The sequence below is a fragment of the Enterobacter sp. WP_7_1 genome (genome assembly GCF_003688535.1).
Classification (GTDB): domain Bacteria; phylum Pseudomonadota; class Gammaproteobacteria; order Enterobacterales; family Enterobacteriaceae; genus Enterobacter; species Enterobacter asburiae.
In genome coordinates this window covers 394,094-414,057 of sequence record NZ_REFK01000002.1, presented here as the reverse complement: position 1 = coordinate 414,057, position 19,964 = coordinate 394,094, and the positions used below count along the sequence as shown (strand labels likewise).

The window sequence follows — 19,964 nt, the reverse complement described above, 5'->3', positions numbered from 1 at the left end:
GATGAAGGCAACCAAACTGGCCATTATTACCCTTTTTGTCCTGATGGCCGTGAGCGGTATCGGCGGCGTGATGCTGGCAGGATACTCGTTTATTGTTCGCGGCGGTGTCGGCTGAGGTACAGCGCCAGCCGCTCAAAAAGGCGATCGACGACGATTGCCGCCAGCGCGACCAGCACAGCCCCCTGCACAATGTAAGCCGTATTAAACCCGCTCAGGCCGATTATAATCGGCGTTCCCAGCGTATTGGCACCGACCGTAGACGCAATGGTTGCCGTCCCGATGTTAATAATCACCGACGTGCGGATCCCGGCAATAATCACCGGTGCCGCAAGCGGCAGTTCAACCTTGCGCAGCCGCTGGCCGCGACTCATACCCATCCCTTCAGCCACGCTTAGCACCGACGCCGGTACCGCCGCGAGGCCCGCCAGCGTGCCCTGCAGCACCGGCAATACGCCGTATAAAATCAGCGCAATAATGGCGGGCTGCTGGCCAAAGCCCATCACCGGAACCGCTATCGCCAGCACCGCCACCGGGGGAAACGTCTGACCAATCGCCGCTATTGTCTCTACCAGCGGACGAAACTCCTTGCCCGCGGGCCGCGTGACCGCGATGCCTGCCCCTACCCCCAACACAACCGCGATGACGCTTGAGAGCGCCACCAGCCAGAGATGCGCCAGAGCGAGATTAATAAAGCTCTCCTGCTGATAAACCGGCCGCGGCAGCCCGGGAAAAAGGGCGTTAAACAGCGCCGCGCTGTGGGGCATCAAAAACAGTAAGGCGACAAAGAGCGCTACCAGCCAGAGGAGCGGATCACGCAGAGCCTTCACGCGTCACCTCCCCGGCCAGCAGATCGCGAAAATGTAAGGTTCCGCACGGCGTACCGCGCGAGTCCGAGACGGGCAATACCTCGCACTGGCGCGCGACAAACGCCGAGAGGGCATCCCGCAGGCTCATCTGCGCCTGCAGCGGTTCGCCGCTCACCGGTACCTCCTCCCGACGCATATAGTCGCTGACCGTCCGCAGGGAAAGCAGCCTCACGCCCAGCTCGCTGCGACCGAAAAACTCGCGCACAAAGTCGTTCTTCGGCCATGTTAATAGCTCAAGCGGCGAGCCCTGCTGCACCACTTCACCATGATCCATCAGCACCAGATGGTCTGCCAGGCGCAGGGCTTCATCAATATCGTGCGTCACGAGAACGATCGTGCGTCCGAGAATGCGGTGAATGCGGGTCATCTCTGCCTGCAGCGCCCCGCGCGTGACCGGATCCAGCGCGCCGAAGGGCTCATCCATCAGCAGCACCTGCGGGTTAGCCGCCAGCGCGCGCGCCACGCCCACGCGCTGCTGCTGGCCTCCGGAAAGCTGGTGCGGATAGCGGTCGCGCAGCGCGGGTTCCAGGCCCAGGAGCGACATGAGTTCATCCACCCGGTCAGCGATTTTCGCCCGCAACCATTTCTCCAGCTGCAGCACGGTGGCGATGTTCTGCGCCACCGTCCAGTGCGGAAACAGGCCGATAGACTGAATGGCATAGCCCATCCGACGGCGCAGCTCCAGCACCGGCAGGCTGCGGATCTCTTCTCCGGCAAAGCGGATCAGCCCGCTGTCATGCTCCACCAGCCGGTTAATCATCTTCAGGGTGGTGGATTTTCCCGACCCGGAGGTGCCAATCAGCACGGAAAACGCCCCCTCGGCAAAGTTCAGGTTCAGGTGGCTCGCCGCCGGGCGACCGGCAAAGGTTTTACTGACATCATGAAATTCAATCATTGGCTCTTCTCCTGAGCAGCGCGAGCCATAAGGCAAACAGCGCGTCGACGACAACCGCCAGCGCAATCGTGGGCACCACGCCCAATAACACCAGATCGAGAGCACTGCTCAGCAGCCCCTGGAACACCAGCGCGCCAAAGCCGCCCGCACCAATCAGCGCCGCAATAACCGCCATGCCGACGGTTTGTACCGCCACCACCCGCAGGCTGCGCAGCAGCAGGGGCAGCGCCAGCGGGAGCTGAATTTTCCAGAAACACTGCCGCGCGCTCATCCCCATCGCATGGGCGCTTTCCAGCACATCCGGCGCGACCTGGCCCAGGCCCGCGACCACGCCGCGCACCAGCGGCAGCAGCGCATACAGCACCAGCGCGATGAGCGCGGGCGTTAACCCCGTTCCGGCTATGCCGAGCGTTCCCAGCATCGGAAATGACTTCACCAGCCCGGCCAGCGGGGCAATCAGCAGGCCAAACAGCGCGACGGAGGGTATGGTCTGGATCACGTTGAGTACGGCAAAGATCCCGCCCTGGCGTGAAGGATGACGATAGCACCACATGCCGAGCGGTATCCCGATCAGCAGAGCCGGGATCAGCGTGCCAAAAAGGATCGTCAGGTGTTGCGCCAGGGCGTCATCAAACACCTCCTGACGGTTGGCATACTCTTTCAGCAGCGAGAGATTGTTCAGCTCACCGCTGAACAGCAGGAACAAGGGAATGCACCATATCTGCGCGTTGAGCACCCAGCGCCAGACGGCGCTGGAGATGAGTCGACGAATGGCATCGCTGCTGGCCAGCAGACACAGCGCCAGCCACAGCCAGAGGCCGCTGCCCACCGAGGTTCTCGCCAGCGGACTTTCCGCTGACGCCATATGCGTCGCCGCCTGCCCGGCCCCCCAGAACAGGATGATAAACAGCCCTTCAGCGAGGAGCAGCGTCAGCCACTGCGCCGTGCGGCCTTGCCAGAGCGATAGCGCAACCCACGCGCCCAGCGCCGCCACCAGCCACCACGGCGTGAACGCCCACACTTCCCAGAGATAGCGCCCTTCCCCTGACATCAGGCGGTTAGGTGCGACATTCACAAACGGCAGCGCGACCGCCGCGATGGCCACGCAGGCCAGCAGCAGCAGTACGCGGTTATGACATTTTATTGGCACAGCCCTTTCCCGTTACTTCACAAGCCCTTGTTTTTTCAGGAAGTCGGCGGCCACTTTTTTGGCATCCAGCCCCTCGACGGCAATGCTGGCATTCAGCTGTTGCAGCGTTTTTTCATCCAGTTTTTCGAAGACCGGTTTGAGCCAGTCGGCAATCTCCGGATAGGCTTTCAGCACCGCCTCACGCACGACCGGGGTCGGGGCGTAAATCGGCTGTACGCCTTTAGGATCGGTCAGGGTTTGCAGGCCGAGCGCCGCCACCGGGCCGTCGGTGCCGTAGGCCATGGCCGCGTTAACGCCGGAAGTTTGCTGCGCCGCCGCTTTAATGGTTACCGCCGTATCCCCGCCCGCCAGCGAGAGCAGCTGCGCCTGGTCGAGCTTGAAGTCGTAGGCTTTTTCAAACGCCGGGAGCGCGTCAGGGCGCTCGATAAACTCCGCGGACGCTGCCAGCTTAAAGTCGCCCTTCTCTTTCAGATAGCGGCTGAGATCCGCCAGAGACGTCAGCTTACCTTTCTCCGCCACGTCCTTGCGTACGGCGATAGTCCAGGTGTTATTGGCCGGGGCCGGCGTCAACCAGACCAGCTTGTTCTGTTCCGCGTCGAGTTTTTTGACTTTCTCATACCCGGTTTTGGCGTTTTTCCAAGCCGGATCGTTTTCATCTTTGAAGAAGAATGCCCCGTTGCCGGTGTATTCCGGATAGATATCCAGCTCGCCGGAGGTGATCGCCCCGCGCACGACGGGCGTGGTGCCCAGCTGAACTTTATTGACGGTTTTCACGCCGTGGCTTTCCAGCACCTGCAAAATAATATTGCCGAGCAGCGCGCCTTCGGTATCGATCTTTGAGCCCACTTTTACCGGCTCCGCCGCCTGTAACGGCAGGCTTAGCGCCGCCAGCAGCACCGCAGATCCCAACATCCCCTTTGCAATCGTCATTCCGCTATCCTCATTTTTTTATCGCCTTTTTCAGAGGCTTGAGAGAAAAGCGTAGCTTAAAACAGCGGATTTACCCGGCAAAATGCCTTTTTAGCATAACGTAAGACGCTTCCCCCGGAAGTCGGGGGATGCAAAGGAAGGAAGGTTACAGCAGCTCGAACTCGCCTTTATTCACGCGGGCGGAATCCACCCCGATAAAGACGTTAAACTTGCCTGGCTCCGCATCGTATTTCATCTGCTGGTTCCAGAACTTCAGCGCCTCCACGTCAATCGGGAAGCTGATGGTTTGGGTTTCGCCAGGCTTCAGATTGACCTTCTCGAAGCCGCGCAGCTGCTTCACCGGACGGCTCATCGAGGCGGTGACATCCTGCACGTACATCTGAATCACCGTTGCCCCTTCGCGCTTGCCGGTGTTGGTCACCTCAACGCTGGCGGTAACTTTGCCGTCACGCTTCAGGGTCGGTGCCGACATTTTCACGTCAGAAACCTTGAAGGTGGTGTAGCTCAGGCCGTAACCAAACGGATACAGCGGGCCGTTAGCTTCGTCGAAGTAACGGGACGTGTACTTGTTCGGCTTGTCGGCGTTATACGGGCGACCGGTGTTCAGGTGGCTGTAGTAGACCGGGATCTGCCCGACGGAGCGCGGGAAGGACATCGGCAGCTTGCCCGACGGGTTGTAATCACCAAACAGCACGTCGGCGATGGCGTTACCGCCTTCGGTACCGGCGAACCAGGTTTCCAGAATGGCGTCAGCCTGCTGGTCCTCTTTCACCAGCGCCAGCGGACGACCGTTCATCAGCACCAGCACCAGCGGCTTGCCGGTAGCTTTCAGGGCGGCGATCAGATCGCGCTGGCTCTGCGGGATGGTGATGTCGGTACGGCTGGAGGCCTCGTGCGCCATACCCTGCGCTTCGCCCACGACCGCGACAACCACGTCAGACTGCTTCGCGGTATTCACCGCCTCGTCGATCATCTCCTTCGGCGTGCGCGGATCGACCTTCACCGCTTCCTCGTACTGGTTGAGGAAGGTGACGATGTCTTTGTCGTTGGTGACGTTCGCCCCTTTGGCGTACACCACTTTCGCGTTATCACCCACGGCACTCTTAATCCCGGTCAGCACGGTCACGGACTGATCGGCCACGCCTGCCGCAGACCAGCTGCCCATCACGTCGCGCTTGCTGTCGGCCAGCGGGCCCACCACGGCAATGGTGCCGGATTTTTTCAGCGGCAGCGTGTCGAGGCGGTTTTTCAGCAGCACCAGGCTTTCGCGCGCCACTTCACGCGCTTCTTTGCGGTGCAGGCGGCTTTCGGCGTTGGTATCTGCCGGGTCAGAATCCTTCGGCCCCAGATGGCTGTACGGATCGTTAAACAGCCCCATGTCGTATTTCACGTTCAGCACGTGGCGCGCGGCATCGTCCAGCTCCGCCATCGTTACCTTGCCGCTCTTCACCAACCCCGGCAGGTATTTGCTGTAGTACTCGTCGCTCATGCTCATGTTGATGCCGGACTTGAGCGCCACGCGCACGGCGTCTTCCGGGTCGGACGCCGTGCCGTGTTTAATCAGCTCTTTAATCGCGCCGTGGTCGGAAACGGTGATGCCCTTAAAGCCCCACTGGTCGCGCAGGACGTCTTTCAGCAGCCAGGAGTCGGACGTCGCAGGCGTGCCGTTCAGCGAGTTCAGCGCTACCATCACCGCGCCGCTGCCCGCATCCAGCCCTGCCTTGTACGGCGGCATGTAGTCGTTGAACAGGCGCTGCGGGCTCATGTCGACGGTGTTGTACTCTTTTCCGCCTTCGACTGCGCCATAGGCCGCGAAGTGTTTGACGCTGGTCATCACCGAGTAGCGGTCCGCCGGGCTTTTGCCCTGCATCGCTTCCACCATGGTTTTCCCCATCGTGGAAGTTAAATAGGTGTCTTCACCAAAGCCTTCCGAGCCGCGGCCCCAGCGCGGATCGCGCGAGACGTCCACCATTGGCGCCCAGGTCATGTTCAGGCCGTCGTCCGCCGCTTCATAAGCCGACACGCGCCCGACGGTTTTCACCGCATCGAGGTTAAAGGAAGAGGCTAAGCCGAGGCTAATCGGGAAAACGGTACGCTGGCCGTGCACCACGTCATAGGCAAAGAACAGAGGAATTTTCAGGCGGCTGAGATCCATCACCTGATCCTGCATCTTGCGGATATCCTGGCGGGTGACGGTATTGAAGATAGCCCCTACCTGCCCGTCTTTGATCATCTCGCGGATGGCCTCTTTCGGGTTATCCGGGCCGACGCTGATAAGACGCAGCTGGCCGATTTTCTCATCGACCGTCATTTTTTTGAGCAGTTCAGTGACAAACGCGTCCCGTGCTTCAGGCGTGAGCGGGTGATTACCAAACAAATCCTCTGCCAGCGCAGGTTGCAGCGCCAGGCTGACGGCGACACCTACAGAACATAGCCATTTCATGTCGTTTTACTCTCTCATCAATAACCGCCGGACGATCTCGGCCATACCGTGCGAAAAGCGCAGTGTGCCACAAACCCTCGAAACGTTGCAGGGTTATTCTCTGATTTTTCTCGTGAATACTCGACCGCTTAACAGTTAATCGCGCTATGCTTTACAGCGAGAAATTTGCCCCACCACAAGGAGTGGAAGATGTCTTCTGTTCGAACAAACGATAACACGGCTTTTATTAACGAACTGTCGCGCCTGGTTGGCTCCTCTCACCTGCTTACCGACCCGGCCAAAACCGCCCGCTACCGTAAAGGCTTCCGCTCCGGTCAGGGCGAGGCGCTGGCGGTGGTCTTCCCCGGCACGCTGCTGGAGCTGTGGCGCGTCCTGAGCGCCTGCGTCGCCGCCGACAAGATTATTTTAATGCAGGCCGCCAATACCGGCCTGACCGAAGGCTCCACGCCGAACGGCAACGATTACGATCGCGACATCGTGATTATCAGCACCCTGCGCCTCGACAAGCTGCACCTGCTGGATAAAGGCGAGCAGGTGCTCGCGTTCCCCGGAACGACGCTTTACTCCCTGGAAAAAGCGCTTAAGCCGCTGGGCCGCGAGCCGCACTCGGTGATTGGCTCCTCCTGTATTGGCGCCTCGGTGGTCGGTGGGATCTGCAACAACTCCGGCGGCTCGCTGGTGCAGCGCGGCCCGGCCTACACCGAGATGTCGCTGTTTGCCCGTATTGACGAAAACGGCAAGCTGACGCTGGTGAACCACCTGGGCATCGATCTCGGCGTGACGCCAGAACAGATCCTCAGCAAGCTTGACGACGATCGCGTGAAGGACGAAGACGTGCAGCACGATGGCCGCCACGCGCACGATCACGACTACGTGACCCGCGTGCGGGATATCGACGCCGATACGCCAGCGCGCTACAACGCCGACCCGGACCGCCTGTTTGAATCCTCCGGCTGCGCCGGGAAGCTTGCCGTTTTTGCCGTGCGTCTGGATACCTTCCCGGCAGAGAAAAAGCAGCAGGTGTTTTACATCGGTACCAATCAGCCTGAGGTTCTGACGGAGATCCGCCGTCATATTCTGGGCGAATTCAGCCATCTGCCGGTGGCGGGCGAGTACATGCACCGGGACATTTACGACATCGCCGAGCGTTACGGCAAAGATACGTTCCTGATGATCGACAAGCTCGGCACCGACAAAATGCCGTTCTTCTTCACCATGAAGGGACGCACCGACGCGATGCTGGAGAAAGTGTCGCTGTTCAAACCCCACTTCACCGACCGCTTTATGCAGAAGCTGGGCAACGTTTTCCCGGCGCATCTGCCGGAGCGAATGAAAACCTGGCGCGATAGGTACGAGCACCACCTGCTGCTGAAAATGGCCGGAGACGGAATTGCCGAAGCGCAGTCCTGGCTGACCGAATTCTTCAAAACCGCCGAAGGGGATTTCTTTGCCTGTACGCCGGAAGAAGGCAGCAAAGCCTTCCTGCACCGTTTCGCCGCAGCGGGAGCCGCCATCCGCTATCAGGCGGTGCATTCCGAAGAGGTGGAAGATATTCTGGCGCTGGATATCGCCCTGCGCCGTAACGATACCGAGTGGTTTGAGCACCTCCCGCCGGAAATCGACAGCAAGCTGGTGCATAAGCTCTATTACGGCCACTTTATGTGTTACGTCTTCCACCAGGATTACATCCTCAAAAAAGGGGTCGATGCGCACGAACTGAAGGAGCAGATGCTCGCCCTGCTGCGCGAACGCGGCGCACAATATCCTGCGGAACATAACGTCGGGCATCTTTATAAAGCCCCTGACGCACTTAAGCAGTTTTATCGCGAGAATGACCCTACAAACAGCATGAATCCCGGCATTGGTAAAACAACGCGGAAGAAATACTGGAAAGAAGAGGCAGATGCGGTGCAGCGCGTAACGCAAGCGTCTGATTAATTCCTACAGCCAAATTTGAGAGATTGTTTAGCGTGCCTTAATCGTAATAGAGTGACGCTCTGACGCCGGAGGAACGCTTCTCCGGCATTCTATAACGAGGAGCAGGCACATCATGTCGGCTATTGATGTTTTATCCGAGACCGAACTGGAAGTGCGCGATGCCCTTCCCGATGATGTGCATGCCATCGCCGCCATCTATGCCTGGCATGTGCTGCACGGGCGCGCGTCATTTGAAGAAGTCCCCCCTACCATCGACGAAATGCGTCAGCGTATGAAAAGCGTGGCTGAGAGCGGTTTGCCGTGGCTTATCGCGCTGTATCGCGGCATCGTGGTGGGCTACTGCTACGCCACGCCTTACCGCCCGCGACATGCCTACCGCTATACCCTGGAAGAGTCGATTTACGTGGATGCCAGCATCACCGGGCGCGGTTTTGGCTCGGCATTAATGGATGCGCTAATCGCCCGCTGCGAGCAAGGCCCGTGGCGGCAGATGATTGCCGTTGTGGGAGATGGGAACAATAATTCCGGCTCGCTGCGGCTGCATAAAAAGCACGGTTTCGTGATTGTCGGTCAGCTGCGCAGCGTGGGCTATAAGAAAGGCGACTGGCGGGATACCGTGATTATGCAGCGCTCGCTCAACGATGGGGACTGGACGCTGCCGGAATAAAAGCAAAACGGTAACTGGGTTACCGTTTTTTGTGTTTTCTCCCTCTCCCTGTGGGAGAGGGTCGGGGTGAGGGCATCAGCGCGCGCAAACGACTCAGTCGTTCTGCGCCGTCGCCATCTGTTCCGCTTTCTGCTTTTTATACGTCAATGCTGCGGCCGGAACGGGCTGCACTTTCCCGGTTTCAATCCAGGTACGCAGACGGCTCGCGTCCGCGAAGTGGGTATATTTGCCGAAGGCATCCATCACCACCAGCGCCACCGGCTTACCGTTAAACACGGTGCGCATCACCAGGCAGTGTCCTGCCGCGTTGGTAAAGCCGGTTTTCGTTAACTGAATGTTCCAGTTATCGCGGTATACCAGATGGTTAGTGTTGCGGAACGGCAGCGTATAGGCCGGGTTCGCAAAGGTCGCCATCTCTTCACGGGTGGTGCTGAGCTGACCAATCAGCGGATACTGCTTGCTGGCAATCAGCAGTTTCGTCAGATCGCGGGCCGTGGAGACGTTGTTGATCGACAGTCCCGTCGGTTCAACATAATGCGTATTGGTCATTCCCAGCGCTTTGGCTTTCGCGTTCATCGCGCGGATAAAGGCGTCGTAGCCGCCCGGATAGTGGTGCGCCAGGCTCGCCGCCGCACGGTTTTCAGACGACATCAGCGCCAGCAGCAGCATATTTTTACGGCTGATTTCACTGTTCAGACGCACGCGAGAGTAGATTCCCTTCATCTCCGGCGTGTGGCTGATATCCACTTTCAATTTTTCGTCCAGCGGCAGATGTGCATCAAGCACCACCATCGCGGTCATTAATTTGGTAATCGAGGCGATCGGGCGCACCAGGTCCGGATGGCTGGCGTAAATCACCTTATTGGTGTTGAGATCGACAATCATCGCGCTGCCGGACGCAATTTGCGGCTGAGCAGCGGCGGCGGTCACCGCGGGCGTTTTAGCGATGGCCGGCACGGCAGCGGACGCACCCAGCAGCAGGGCCAGGCTAAGTAAAGAGACTCGGAATTTCAGCATGGTGAGACTTCTGATAATTATTCACGCACGTAATGACGTACACCGCCTGTATCAACGGATAAACACAGGCTGGCTTCGGCATCATAGCGGTCACCGGGCGTTGTCGCCAGCGGATAATCGTGAACAGATGCTGCATTGCTGGCATTTACGCCAGCAATGCAGTGAACTCAGAAGAGACGGTATCCGTAACCCCAAAGAATAACCGTCAGCGCCAGTAGCGCCTCCAGCACCAGCACCCCGATAGCGAGTGTTGAACTGGAAAAACTCAGGCCTTCTTCTTTATTGATATTCAGGAAGGTAGGAACCCCCAGATACAGCAGATACCCGGTGTAAAAGAGGGCAATGGTACCGATCAGCGCGCACAGCCAGACCAGTGGATAGAGCGCAACAATACCGCTTAAAAACAGCGGGGTCGCGACATATCCGGCAAAGACCATACAGTGCGCCAGCGATGGACGTTGCGGGTAGTTACGCGCCATCCAGTGAATGACGCGCCCCATTACCGCCACACCCGCCAGCATCAGGCCATAAAAAACGATGGCCAGATAGAGTCCGGTAAACCAGGAAAGCTGAACCACGGTGCCATCACCGAAGTTCCAGCCGATTTGTGTTGTTCCGATAAAGGCGCATATTACCGGCACCGCAGCCATCAGCAGCACATGGTGCGTGTAATGATGCGAGACCGTTTCGTTCTCACTTTTAATGACATGCATTTCACGATCGGGATGGGAGAAAAGTCCCCAGACATGGTTCATAGCGCCCCCTTGTTGTCGGCCCGTCAGCGATACCTTAAGTATAATGCAGGCTTTAGATTATTTTCTGTACAGTGGGAAATTTCCGTTGATTTCCCCGCTGTTGATTCATGGGGTATATGATTAAACGAGGTAAGCAGAGGGAGATAACATTCACGTAATGGATATTAACGCACTTATTGAACAATATGGATATGCCGCGCTGGTCATCGGTAGCGTGGCAGAAGGTGAAACCATCACGCTGTTAGGGGGCGTCGCCGCGCATCAAGGATTGCTGAAATTCCCGCTGGTCGTCGCAGCGGTCGCGCTCGGCGGAATGATTGGCGATCAGCTGCTCTACTTTCTCGGGCTGCGCTTCGGTCCCACGCTGCTTAAGCGTTTCGCAAAGCATCAGAAGAAAATCCGTCGTGCTCAACGGCTCATTCAGCGTCATCCCTATCTGTTCGTCATCGGCACGCGCTTTATGTATGGCTTTCGCATTATCGGGCCGATACTGATTGGCGCCAGCCATCTGCCGCCAAAAATTTTCCTGCCGCTCAATGTTCTTGGTGCGATTGCCTGGGCGCTGATCTTTACGACGCTCGGCTACGTCGGGGGCGAAGTGATTGGCCCGTGGCTGCATAATCTCGACCAGCACCTGAAGCACTGGGCGTGGCTGATTCTGGTGGTGGTGGCGGTGATTGGGGTCAGGCTGTGGCTGAAGCATCGGGATAAGACGCGGGATGAGGAGTAGCCGGATGCGGCCTGATGCCCTCACCCTAACCCTCTCCCACAGGGAGAGGGAACTAAAAACACCCTCCCTCACAGGGAGAGGGGGAACCTACCCCTCCGGCTTAAACTGCGGGTTAGCCAGCATAAAGCCCCCGTCGACAATAAAAGATTGCCCCGTCGTGTAGCTGGCGTCGCTGTCGCACAGCCATGCCACCAGGCTGGCAATCTCTTTGGTGTGGCCCGGTCTTGCCAGCGGGATTTCCGGCATTGAGCCTTCCTTCACTTCGCTGTCGTCCATGTCGTTCATCGGTGTGGCAATGGCTCCCGGCGCGACGGCGTTCACCAGAATGTTGTGCTTAACCAGTTCCATCGCCATGGATTTGGTTAACCCGCCGAGCGCGTGTTTTGCTGCCGTGTAGGCGCTGGCCTCCGGCAGCGGCGTGTGTTCATGCACCGAGGTAATGTTCACAATCCGCCCTCCTTTCCCCTGCTTCACCATCTGCCGGGCGGCAATTTGTGAACAGAGAAACGCGCCGTCCACGTCGACGGTGAAAATGTTCCGCCAGTCGTCAAACGGCATCTCAAGGAACGGCGCTTTGGTCATCGCCCCCGCATTATTGACCAGCACGTCCAGCCGCCCGAAACGCGCAATCAGCGTTTCAATAGCCTTTGCGCCATCCGGCAGCGTGCTTAAATCAAGATGGATAGCCTCTGCGCGCTGCCCCTGCGCTTCAACTTCGCGGCAGGTTTCCAGCGCTCCTTTTTCATCCGAGTGCCAGGTGACGCCAATATCAAACCCGCGCTCTGCGAGCATCAGCGCCGTGGTTTTACCAATCCCGGAATCCGATGCGGTCACTATCGCTACTCTGGTCATACTCACCTCCTGAAAAACTGCAAAGAGGTAAGTATAGATAATGACCTTTTTTAGCCATGATGATAGCCACCGCCCAGCGCCGACGTCAGCTGCAGCGTGGCGTCGACATACTGACCTTTTAGCAACAATCCGGCGAGGTCTTCCCTGAGTGCCGGGATCCTGGCTTCACTGACCCGCGAGCCCGCAACGATCCCCGCGCTGAAACGCGCCTGCGCCAGCGCCACAACCCGCGCCGCATCTTTTTCGACCTGCTGCTGATGGCGGTTCTTCGCCGTCAGCGTTTCGACTTCACTGGCCGTGCGCGCCACCTGATTGACCGCTTCGACCACCGCTTTGTTGTAGTTTGCCACCGAGAGATTATTTTGCGCCTGGGCGATATCCAGACTGGCGTTCAGCCTGCCGCTGTCGAAGATCGGCAGCGTCAGCCCGGCGGTCACGCCCATCTGCTGCGCTGAAGCGCGAAACAGATCGCTCAGATGGAGGGCATCCTGCTGTAGGAACGCCATCAGGTTCACGTCAGGATAGAAAGCCGCTCTGGCGGCCTCCACCTCGCTCATGGAGGCTTCGATATACCAGTGCGCCTCCTGAAGATCCGGACGGCGTGCCAGCAGTTCATAACCGAGCGTCGGCGGTAGCGCGGCGTCGACCGTCGGCAACTCATGCCGCGTAAGCGTCACGGAGGAAGAGTTCGTCAGCGCGACCAGGCGCGCCTCTACGGCTTTCATCTTCCCGTTGACTTCTGCCAGCTGCTCTTCGGTTTTGTTGGCGTTGATATCGGTTTCCACCCCTTCCACGGAGGAGGTGATCCCGTGCTGATACAGCTCGCGGTCGGCGCCGATTATGTTGTCCTGCTCATGTTTGATCTGTGCGAGAACCTCCCCCGCGGCGGCCTGAGTTTGCCACTCCCAGTAGAGCCGCGCCACGCTGCTGGCCAGCAGCTGGCGGGTTTGCTCCAGCTCCGCTTTTTGCGCATTCACTTTGCCAATCCGGGCCTCGACCCGGGCGCGATTTTTCCCCCACAGATCGAGCTCCCAGCCAGCGGTCAGGCCGAAGGTGCCGTTGGTGTACCACGGCCCGGTGGTGCCTGCAGCCGGGTCGGTAAGGGCAAAAGGCCCCATCAGCCCTTCGGCGGACATTTTCTGGCGCTCCGCATCGGCGGAAAAATCAATCTGCGGACCGTCAGCGGCCATTGCGGCTTTGGCCTGGGCTTCGGCAAGCGTAATGCGCTGGCGAGCAATCTGCATATCCGGTGCATCGCTCAACGCTTTCGCAATCAGCCCGTTAAGCTGGGGATCGTTATACGCTTTCCACCACTCATTTTTCGGCCAGTCCTGATGATTCAGAACCGTATTCACCGACGCCGCAGCGGTTTGCGTTTTAATGGGAGACACCGTGGCATGTTCAGGCGCACAGGCTGCCAGAATAAAAACGAAGGGTGCGCTCAGAGATAAAATAAGAGAACGTTTCATTACGCCATACACTCAAAAAATAAAGGCGCACGTTACGCTCGATATCGTTCATTTTTTTAGTAACGCGTGGCAATCCGCAAATTGTCATACATTTTAATACCCGGAAATTTATTCCCAAAGAGAATGATTAAATCCAATGCATTCACGCCAAATATAAATACGCTGCTACACTTATTCAGGACATACATGAGCGGGAGAAAGGAATGAAAATATTACTGTGGGTTATTTTAATTATATTTCTGATAGGGCTCTTAGTGGTCACCGGCGTATTCAAGATGATTTTCTGATCTATTTGCCCGGCTCTGCGCCGGGCAACGTCCCTGATATCAGACTTTCAGCGAAGCCCCTTTCGTCGCAATAACCTCTTTATACCAGTAGAAACTTTTCTTACGGCTGCGCGCCAGCGTGCCTTTTCCGCTGTCATCGCGATCGACGTAAATAAAGCCGTAGCGCTTAGAGAGTTCGGCTTTAGACGCGCTCACCAGGTCGATTGGCCCCCAGCTGGTATACCCCATCACCTCAACGCCGTCGTCAATCGCTTCACGCACCTGCACCAGGTGGTCGTTAAGGTAGCTGATGCGATAGTCATCCTGCACCACGCCGTTCGCATCCGGTTTATCCTTCGCCCCCAGGCCATTTTCCACGATAAACAACGGCTTCTGATAGCGATCCCAGAGCACGTTTAACAGGGTACGCAGGCCGATGGGGTCAATCTGCCAGCCCCATTCGGAACTTGCCAGATGCGGGTTAGGCACCATGCTCAGGATGTTGCCGCGCGCCTGCTGGTTGAGGGCCTCATCCGCGGTGACGCAGCCCGTCATGTAGTAGCTGAACGAGATAAAATCGACGGTCGATTTCAGCGCCTCGCGGTCGGCATCCGTGACCTCAAGCTGAATACCGTTGTCGCGGAAAAAGCGCTGCATATAGCCCGGGTAGGCGCCACGGCACTGCACGTCGCCAAAGAATTGCCACGCGCGGTTTTCCTGCAGCGTCTCCAGTACATCTTCCGGCTTGCAGGTCAGCGGATACATCAGGCCGCCCAGCAGCATGTTACCGATTCTGGCATCCGGGATAATCTCGTGGCAGGCCTTCACGGCCAGCGCGCTGGCCACCAGCTGGTGATGGATCGCCTGATACACCTCCCCTTTACTGCTGGTTTCCGGCAGGCCCACGCCGGTCATCGGCGCGTGCAGGGACATATTGATCTCGTTGAAGGTCAGCCAGAGCTTTACCTTCTCCTTGTAGCGCGCAAACACGGTACGGGCGTAGCGCTCGAAGAACCCAATGGTCTGGCGGCTGCCCCACCCGCCGTACTGCTTCACCAGCCCCCACGGCATTTCGTAATGCGAGAGCGTCACCAGCGGGATAATGTTGTGCGCGGCCAGCTCGTCAAACAGCCGGTCGTAAAACGCCAGCCCCGCTTCGTTAGGCTGTTGCTCGTCGCCGTTCGGAAAAATGCGGGTCCAGGCAATGGAGACGCGCAGGCAGCTAAAGCCCATCTCAGCGAACAGTTTGATGTCTTCCGGGTAGCGGTGATAGAAGTCGATGGCGACGTCCTTGATGCCGCTGTCGCCCGCCACGCGCTCAACCACCGGGCCGAAGACACCCTGCGGCTGAACGTCTGAGGTGGACAGCCCTTTGCCATCCTCCAGATACGCGCCTTCTACCTGATTCGCGGCAACCGCGCCGCCCCATAAAAAATCGTCCGGGAAAGTTTTCATCACGTTCTCCTGTTATTGATGGCTTACGCTGAGTAACGGCGCACCGGCATTGACGGACGTTGCCGCCACGGTCACCACGTCACGATACTCATCGCTGTTACTGATAATGATCGGGGTCGCCAGGTCGTATCCGGCATCGATAATCGCCTGTCGGTCAAACTCCAGCAGCAGATCGCCGGGCTGCACCTTGTCGCCCACCTTCACGTGGGCGGTAAACGGCCTGCCGTCGAGCTTCACGGTATCGATACCCACGTGGATCAACACTTCAATCCCGCTGTCGCTGAGCAGGCCGATGGCGTGTTTGGTCTGGAACAGAGAGGCCACCACGCCCGCAAACGGGGCCACCACTTTGTTATCGGAGGGAATAATGGCGGCACCGCTGCCCAGCAGGCCGCTGGCAAACGTGGTATCCGGCACCTGGTCGAGCGCCAGAACGGTCCCGCTCATCGGGGATAAGACATCGTTTTCACCTGCCGTAACCGCAGCTTCCGGCGCTGCGCGTCCCGGCATGCCCGCCGCCAGCGTCAGGCCGCAGCTCAGCACCAGCGCTACCGCGGTGCCGATCACGCCGCCCCACAGCGTGGCGTTTACTCCACCCGGCGGAATCATCTGGGCGATGGTAAAGATATTGGCGAAGCCGAAGGAGTAAACGTGGGTATCGCTGAAGCCGACAATCGCGCCGCCGATAGCCCCCGCCACGCAGCCAAATATAAATGGGCGGCGCAGCGGCAGGTTTACGCCATAAACGGCCGGTTCGGTAATACCAAATATCCCGGCCGTTACCGATGAACCCGCGAGCATCTTCTGGCGGGCATCGCGGGTACGCAGAAAGATCCCCAGCGCTGCCCCAACCTGACCAAACACCGCGGGCAATAGCATCGGCAGCATGGAGTCATGCCCCAGCACCGCCAGGTTGTTAATCATCAGCGGCACCAGCCCCCAGTGCAGGCCAAAAATAACGCAGACCTGCCACAGCGCGCCCATCGCCGCGCCCGCCAGCCACGGTGCCAGAACGTAAATACTCTGATAGCCGTTCGCCAGCATCTGGCTCAGCCAGGTCGCCAGCGGCCCGATCGCGAGGAAGGTCAGCGGCACGGTTAATCCTAAGCAGATCAGCGGCGCGAAGAAGTTTTTCATCGAGGAAGGCAGCAGCCTGGTGCTCTGTTTTTCCAGCCAGCAGCTCACCCACGAGGCGAGAATAATCGGGATCACCGACGAGCTGTAGTTAAACCAGGTGACAGGAATGCCCAAAAAGGCGTCCGATACCGCGCCCGGCTGCTGGCTGGCGTTAAACGCCGCAATCATCATCGGATGGGTAAGCGCCCCGCCGATCACCATGGTAATAAACGGATTGCCGCCGAATTTTTTCCCGGCGGTATAGCCCAGCACCAGCGGGAAGAAGAAGAACAGCGCGTCGCTGGCGGCGAACCAGATTTTATAGGTGCCGCTTTCGATGGTGAGCCAGCCGCAGACAACCGCCAGCGCCAGCAGCCCTTTCAGAATACCGGACGCGGCCAGAATGCCGATAAACGGGGTGAAGATCCCGGAGACGATGTCAATCAGGCGGCCCAGCAGAGTACCCTTTTCGCCCCTCTCTTCCACGACAGGTGCGTCATCGGTAAGGCCTGCCTCATTGCGCACCGCCTGCCAGACGTCGTGGACGTGGTTGCCAATCACTACCTGAAACTGGCCGCCGCTTTCGACCACCATGATCACGCCCGGGTTTTTCTTCAGCCCTTCCGCATCCGCCCGTTGATTCTCTTTCAGTTTGAAGCGAAGCCGGGTCGCGCAGTGTACAAGACTGACGATGTTCTCTTTTCCGCCAACGTGGCCGAGAATATCCTTCGCTAAAGCCTGGTATTCCATCTCGATTTCCTTACATCCGATGCCTGCAGGCACCTGTTGACTGAGTATAAAAAATAAAAAAACCCGAGAACGACCTTCTGACAAAGGCCGCGCTCAGGTTTTGCCTGCGAGATGCAGTAACAATCCTGTTTTGAGGCTTAACGCCCCTCTTTTCTCACCCGCTCAATATGAATGGCGAGGAACATAATTTCTTCGGTCGTCAGCTCACGCTGATAGCTTTTGTTCAGGTGCTGGGCGATTTTCTCGGCGCATTTCCACGCTTTCGCGTAGTTGTCTTTTACCGCGGTATGCAGCGAGACATCGTCATCTTCCACCACGGTGCGGGTCAGCATCCGCTGGGCAAAAAACTTCAGGTGGGTGACAAAACGCTGATAGCTGAGCGAGTCTTCATCGTACTCAAGCTGCAGCTGATACTTCACCAGCTGCAGGATCTCCTGCATCACCCGCGTCACGTGCATCACTTCCGGCATTTCGCTGTTCAGCTGCGCGGTGACCAGATGCAGCGCGATAAACCCGGCCTCATCCTCCTCCAGCTCGACGTTCAGGCGTCTGGCGATAATGGCCCGCGCCTCCTGCCCTAATTCGAACTCCTTCGGATACAGCCGTTTAATATCCCACAGCAGCACGTTTTTGATGGCCAGCCCGTTCTTCTGCCGCTCAATCGCAAAGTAGCAGTGGTCGGTGAGGGTGATATACAAACTCTCCTGCAGCTTGCCCAGCCGCTGCGCCGCCAGCCCGATGATGCGGTCGCAGGTGGTCATTACCTCCAGCGGAATTTGACTCAGCAGCTCCCCAAGTCGACGCACCAGTTCATCGCTTTGTAACGCAAACACCTTTTCAACCAGCGCGGTATCCAGCGCTTCGCCGACGCGCTTCTGAAAGGCCAGCCCGCGGCCCATCACCACCTGTTCGCGCCCGCGCTCATCCTGAACAACCACCACGTTATTATTGAGTATCTTGGCGATTTTCATCTGAACCCCAGAAACAAAAAAACCTGACCTCCGGCAGATGCCAGAAAATCAGGTTTTGCCTGCCTAAGCAGTAACAATCCAGTTCTGGCACTCTATCAGTTTCATTCATAGCCTCAATGCATCACGCGTCAGAAACGTGACGCGGATCGAACTTGCTACGGTGATATCAGAAGCTCACCACCGTTTTCAGCTCGGTAACCCAGGCATCCTGGGTGCGACTGACGCCGCCGGGATGGTGCCAGTACTGAATGCCCGGCTGCAGTTCAAGCCACGGCACTGGACGAAAACGGTAGTAAAACTCGCCGTTCAGGGAATGGCCCGGCACCGGACGATACGCCGGATCGTTATAGTCCGACACGCCGCTCAGGCTGTTCATATAGCGCTGATTGCGGGCGTAGTGGCTACTCATATCAATCCAGGTTAACCCGAATCCAATCCAGTCCTCCGGTCGCGCATCAAACAGCCCGCGGTAGCGCAGCGAGGCGGCGTAAACCTGGTGCATGTAGTTGGTACTCTGATCCGCAAGGCTCATGCTGAAAGAGGTGCTCAACCCACGATTCGGATCGTCCTGATGCTGCGTAAGCTGCTGGTTTAGTCCGGCGTACATGAACCAGGTCCGGCTGTGGGTATCAAACCCGTCCGGATCCGTCGCGCCCGCCCCGCCGGATTTGCCGCGATAGAGATCGGTTTGCGGCGCGTTGGTAAACACCACGCCCAGGTTGTACGCGCCCGGCAGGCCGTTAACCAGCGGACGCGCTTCGATTTCAATCGGCAGTAAAACCCCTTTGCTGCCCTTCGTCGACCAGCTCCAGGCGTGGCTGCGGCTGGAGGCCTGCGGATTTTGCTCCATCACGCCGCCCTTCAGGGTCAGCGTCGGCGTTAATTTATAGGCAAGCGTGGTGCCCCAGGTGTGAACGTTCCAGTTGTTCCACGTCAGCGAGTTGGCTGACTTCCCGCCGCACTGCGACAGCAGCTGGAAATCACAGGGGATGATTTGATCGAAGGTTTGCACCTTGTTCATCATCCCGATGCGCCAGGTCAGACGCCGGTCGTCAAAGCTGCGGGCAAAGGTCAGCCAGCCCAGACGGGTAATCGACTGCCCGCCCCAGCTCTCCTGGGTCAGGTCGTTAAAGTTGACGCGAGGGTCCTGCACGCGTTTGGTGGTGAGGTCGTCATTGTGGTTACGGTTGACGATGTTCCCTTCGATACGCGCATCCGGGATACCGCTCCAGCGCTCAAGATCCTGGTTGAAGGTCAGCGCAAACTGGTCGATATAGGCCACGTGGGAGTCGTGGTTATATCCGCCACCGCCGTTCCAGCCAATTTCATTCAGGTATCCGAGGTTATAGGTAAAACCGTTATCGTTAAGGATTTTACGTATGCCGAGCATTTCGCCCAGAACAGGCTCCGGCGGAGCCTCAAACCCTAATACCGTTCCGTTCCAGTCCTGCGCCATTGACAGCGGGGATATCGTCAATAAGGCGAACGCATAGAGTTTATTTTTATATGCCATAATAACAACCTGTGATTGAGTATTTTGTGCGTAACCGGCCGCAGGAAATCTTTCTATTTCCTGTCGATATTTCATTTTTTTAAAATCAGTAAAAAGCGCTAAGCCAAATTTCTCTCCTGCGTAAACGAGAGGCAAAAAAAAACCTAAGCGCTCCACAGCGAAAATGCTGTGAAACGCTTAG

At 58.0% G+C, this 19,964-nt stretch carries 16 protein-coding genes and 1 pseudogene; 4 read left to right on the top strand and 13 right to left on the bottom strand.

The annotated features are described in order from the left end of the window. Position 1: 1 nt before the first annotated feature. The gene (locus BJ885_RS11280) at positions 2-115 is read left to right on the top strand and encodes a protein YohO (RefSeq protein ID WP_008500895.1); all 114 of its coding nucleotides are present in this window, start codon (positions 2-4) and stop codon (positions 113-115) included. Here the strand turns inward: BJ885_RS11280 and BJ885_RS11275 are convergent. The 5 genes from BJ885_RS11275 to bglX form a co-directional block, all read right to left on the bottom strand. Further along, positions 90-827, bottom strand: a complete 738-nt coding sequence (locus BJ885_RS11275; RefSeq protein ID WP_064672827.1) for an ABC transporter permease — start codon at positions 825-827, stop codon at positions 90-92. The two genes, BJ885_RS11280 and BJ885_RS11275, sit on opposite strands and share 26 nt — an antisense overlap. After that, positions 811-1,761 (bottom strand): ABC transporter ATP-binding protein, encoded by a 951-nt coding sequence (locus BJ885_RS11270; RefSeq protein WP_121931950.1) that lies wholly within the window; start codon positions 1,759-1,761, stop codon positions 811-813. Before BJ885_RS11270 ends, BJ885_RS11275 begins: the two co-directional genes overlap by 17 nt. After that, positions 1,754-2,911 (bottom strand): ABC transporter permease, encoded by a 1,158-nt coding sequence (locus BJ885_RS11265; RefSeq protein WP_121931949.1) that lies wholly within the window; start codon positions 2,909-2,911, stop codon positions 1,754-1,756. The genes BJ885_RS11270 and BJ885_RS11265 overlap by 8 nt, the downstream gene beginning before the upstream one ends. Before the next feature lie 12 nt (positions 2,912-2,923). After that, a complete protein-coding gene (locus BJ885_RS11260) occupies positions 2,924-3,841 on the bottom strand; it encodes an ABC transporter substrate-binding protein (protein WP_121931948.1) in 918 nt (305 codons plus the stop codon). 145 nt (positions 3,842-3,986) lie between these two features. After that, positions 3,987-6,284: a beta-glucosidase BglX gene (gene bglX, locus BJ885_RS11255; RefSeq protein WP_121931947.1), complete on the bottom strand. Its 2,298-nt coding sequence runs from the start codon at positions 6,282-6,284 to the stop codon at positions 3,987-3,989. A gap of 189 nt (positions 6,285-6,473) precedes the next feature. Here bglX and dld point away from each other — a divergent pair, with 189 nt between their 5' ends. Next, entirely contained in the window at positions 6,474-8,222 is a 1,749-nt protein-coding gene (gene dld, locus BJ885_RS11250; RefSeq protein WP_121931946.1) for a D-lactate dehydrogenase, read from the top strand. Between the two features lie 112 nt (positions 8,223-8,334). Continuing rightward, positions 8,335-8,889: a GNAT family N-acetyltransferase gene (locus BJ885_RS11245; protein WP_047647278.1), complete on the top strand. Its 555-nt coding sequence runs from the start codon at positions 8,335-8,337 to the stop codon at positions 8,887-8,889. A 93-nt stretch (positions 8,890-8,982) separates the two neighbouring features. On the opposite strand, the gene pbpG is transcribed toward BJ885_RS11245, so the two are convergent. Both pbpG and BJ885_RS11235 read right to left on the bottom strand, forming a co-directional pair. Beyond that, a complete protein-coding gene (gene pbpG / locus BJ885_RS11240; RefSeq protein WP_121931945.1) occupies positions 8,983-9,906 on the bottom strand; it encodes a D-alanyl-D-alanine endopeptidase in 924 nt (307 codons plus the stop codon). A gap of 167 nt (positions 9,907-10,073) precedes the next feature. Next, the gene (locus BJ885_RS11235; protein ID WP_023312454.1) at positions 10,074-10,661 is read right to left on the bottom strand and encodes a Yip1 family protein; all 588 of its coding nucleotides are present in this window, start codon (positions 10,659-10,661) and stop codon (positions 10,074-10,076) included. Positions 10,662-10,818: 157 nt separating this feature from the next. On the opposite strand from BJ885_RS11235, the gene BJ885_RS11230 reads away from it, so the two are divergent. After that, positions 10,819-11,391: a DedA family protein gene (locus tag BJ885_RS11230; protein WP_047647274.1), complete on the top strand. Its 573-nt coding sequence runs from the start codon at positions 10,819-10,821 to the stop codon at positions 11,389-11,391. Between the two features lie 87 nt (positions 11,392-11,478). On the opposite strand, the gene BJ885_RS11225 is transcribed toward BJ885_RS11230, so the two are convergent. The 6 genes and pseudogenes from BJ885_RS11225 to BJ885_RS11195 all read right to left on the bottom strand — a co-directional run bounded on the left by BJ885_RS11225 (position 11,479) and on the right by BJ885_RS11195 (position 19,726). After that, complete coding sequence (locus BJ885_RS11225) at positions 11,479-12,243, bottom strand: SDR family oxidoreductase (RefSeq protein ID WP_080750219.1); 765 nt, start codon at positions 12,241-12,243, stop codon at positions 11,479-11,481. Positions 12,244-12,293: 50 nt separating this feature from the next. Then, positions 12,294-13,712 carry a multidrug resistance outer membrane protein MdtQ gene (gene mdtQ, locus BJ885_RS11220; protein ID WP_121931944.1) on the bottom strand — a complete coding sequence of 473 codons (1,419 nt, stop codon included), beginning with the start codon at positions 13,710-13,712 and terminating at the stop codon, positions 12,294-12,296. 326 nt (positions 13,713-14,038) lie between these two features. Further along, positions 14,039-15,433: a glycoside hydrolase family 1 protein gene (locus BJ885_RS11210; RefSeq protein ID WP_121931943.1), complete on the bottom strand. Its 1,395-nt coding sequence runs from the start codon at positions 15,431-15,433 to the stop codon at positions 14,039-14,041. 12 nt (positions 15,434-15,445) lie between these two features. After that, positions 15,446-17,412 (bottom strand): annotated as a pseudogene (gene bglF, locus BJ885_RS11205) (PTS beta-glucoside transporter subunit IIABC). 24 nt (positions 17,413-17,436) lie between these two features. Then, positions 17,437-18,270, bottom strand: coding sequence for a BglG family transcription antiterminator LicT (gene licT, locus BJ885_RS11200; RefSeq protein ID WP_032658940.1), 834 nt, complete (start codon positions 18,268-18,270; stop codon positions 17,437-17,439). A gap of 166 nt (positions 18,271-18,436) precedes the next feature. Further along, the gene (locus BJ885_RS11195) at positions 18,437-19,726 is read right to left on the bottom strand and encodes a carbohydrate porin (protein WP_375714067.1); all 1,290 of its coding nucleotides are present in this window, start codon (positions 19,724-19,726) and stop codon (positions 18,437-18,439) included. Positions 19,727-19,964: the final 238 nt, after the last annotated feature.

Bases quoted from the DNA above. Each gene is read 5' to 3' on its own strand.
- licT (WP_032658940.1), bottom strand. From the start codon at position 18,270: ATGAAAATCGCCAAGATACTCAATAATAACGTGGTGGTTGTTCAGGAT.
- BJ885_RS11260 (WP_121931948.1), bottom strand. From the start codon at position 3,841: ATGACGATTGCAAAGGGGATGTTGGGATCTGCGGTGCTGCTGGCGGCG.
- pbpG (WP_121931945.1), bottom strand. From the start codon at position 9,906: ATGCTGAAATTCCGAGTCTCTTTACTTAGCCTGGCCCTGCTGCTGGGT.
- BJ885_RS11245 (WP_047647278.1), top strand. From the start codon at position 8,335: ATGTCGGCTATTGATGTTTTATCCGAGACCGAACTGGAAGTGCGCGAT.
- BJ885_RS11270 (WP_121931950.1), bottom strand. From the start codon at position 1,761: ATGATTGAATTTCATGATGTCAGTAAAACCTTTGCCGGTCGCCCGGCG.
- bglX (WP_121931947.1), bottom strand. From the start codon at position 6,284: ATGAAATGGCTATGTTCTGTAGGTGTCGCCGTCAGCCTGGCGCTGCAA.
- BJ885_RS11235 (WP_023312454.1), bottom strand. From the start codon at position 10,661: ATGAACCATGTCTGGGGACTTTTCTCCCATCCCGATCGTGAAATGCAT.
- BJ885_RS11210 (WP_121931943.1), bottom strand. From the start codon at position 15,433: ATGAAAACTTTCCCGGACGATTTTTTATGGGGCGGCGCGGTTGCCGCG.
- BJ885_RS11230 (WP_047647274.1), top strand. From the start codon at position 10,819: ATGGATATTAACGCACTTATTGAACAATATGGATATGCCGCGCTGGTC.
- dld (WP_121931946.1), top strand. From the start codon at position 6,474: ATGTCTTCTGTTCGAACAAACGATAACACGGCTTTTATTAACGAACTG.
- BJ885_RS11225 (WP_080750219.1), bottom strand. From the start codon at position 12,243: ATGACCAGAGTAGCGATAGTGACCGCATCGGATTCCGGGATTGGTAAA.
- BJ885_RS11195 (WP_375714067.1), bottom strand. From the start codon at position 19,726: ATGGCGCAGGACTGGAACGGAACGGTATTAGGGTTTGAGGCTCCGCCG.
- mdtQ (WP_121931944.1), bottom strand. From the start codon at position 13,712: ATGAAACGTTCTCTTATTTTATCTCTGAGCGCACCCTTCGTTTTTATT.
- BJ885_RS11280 (WP_008500895.1), top strand. From the start codon at position 2: ATGAAGGCAACCAAACTGGCCATTATTACCCTTTTTGTCCTGATGGCC.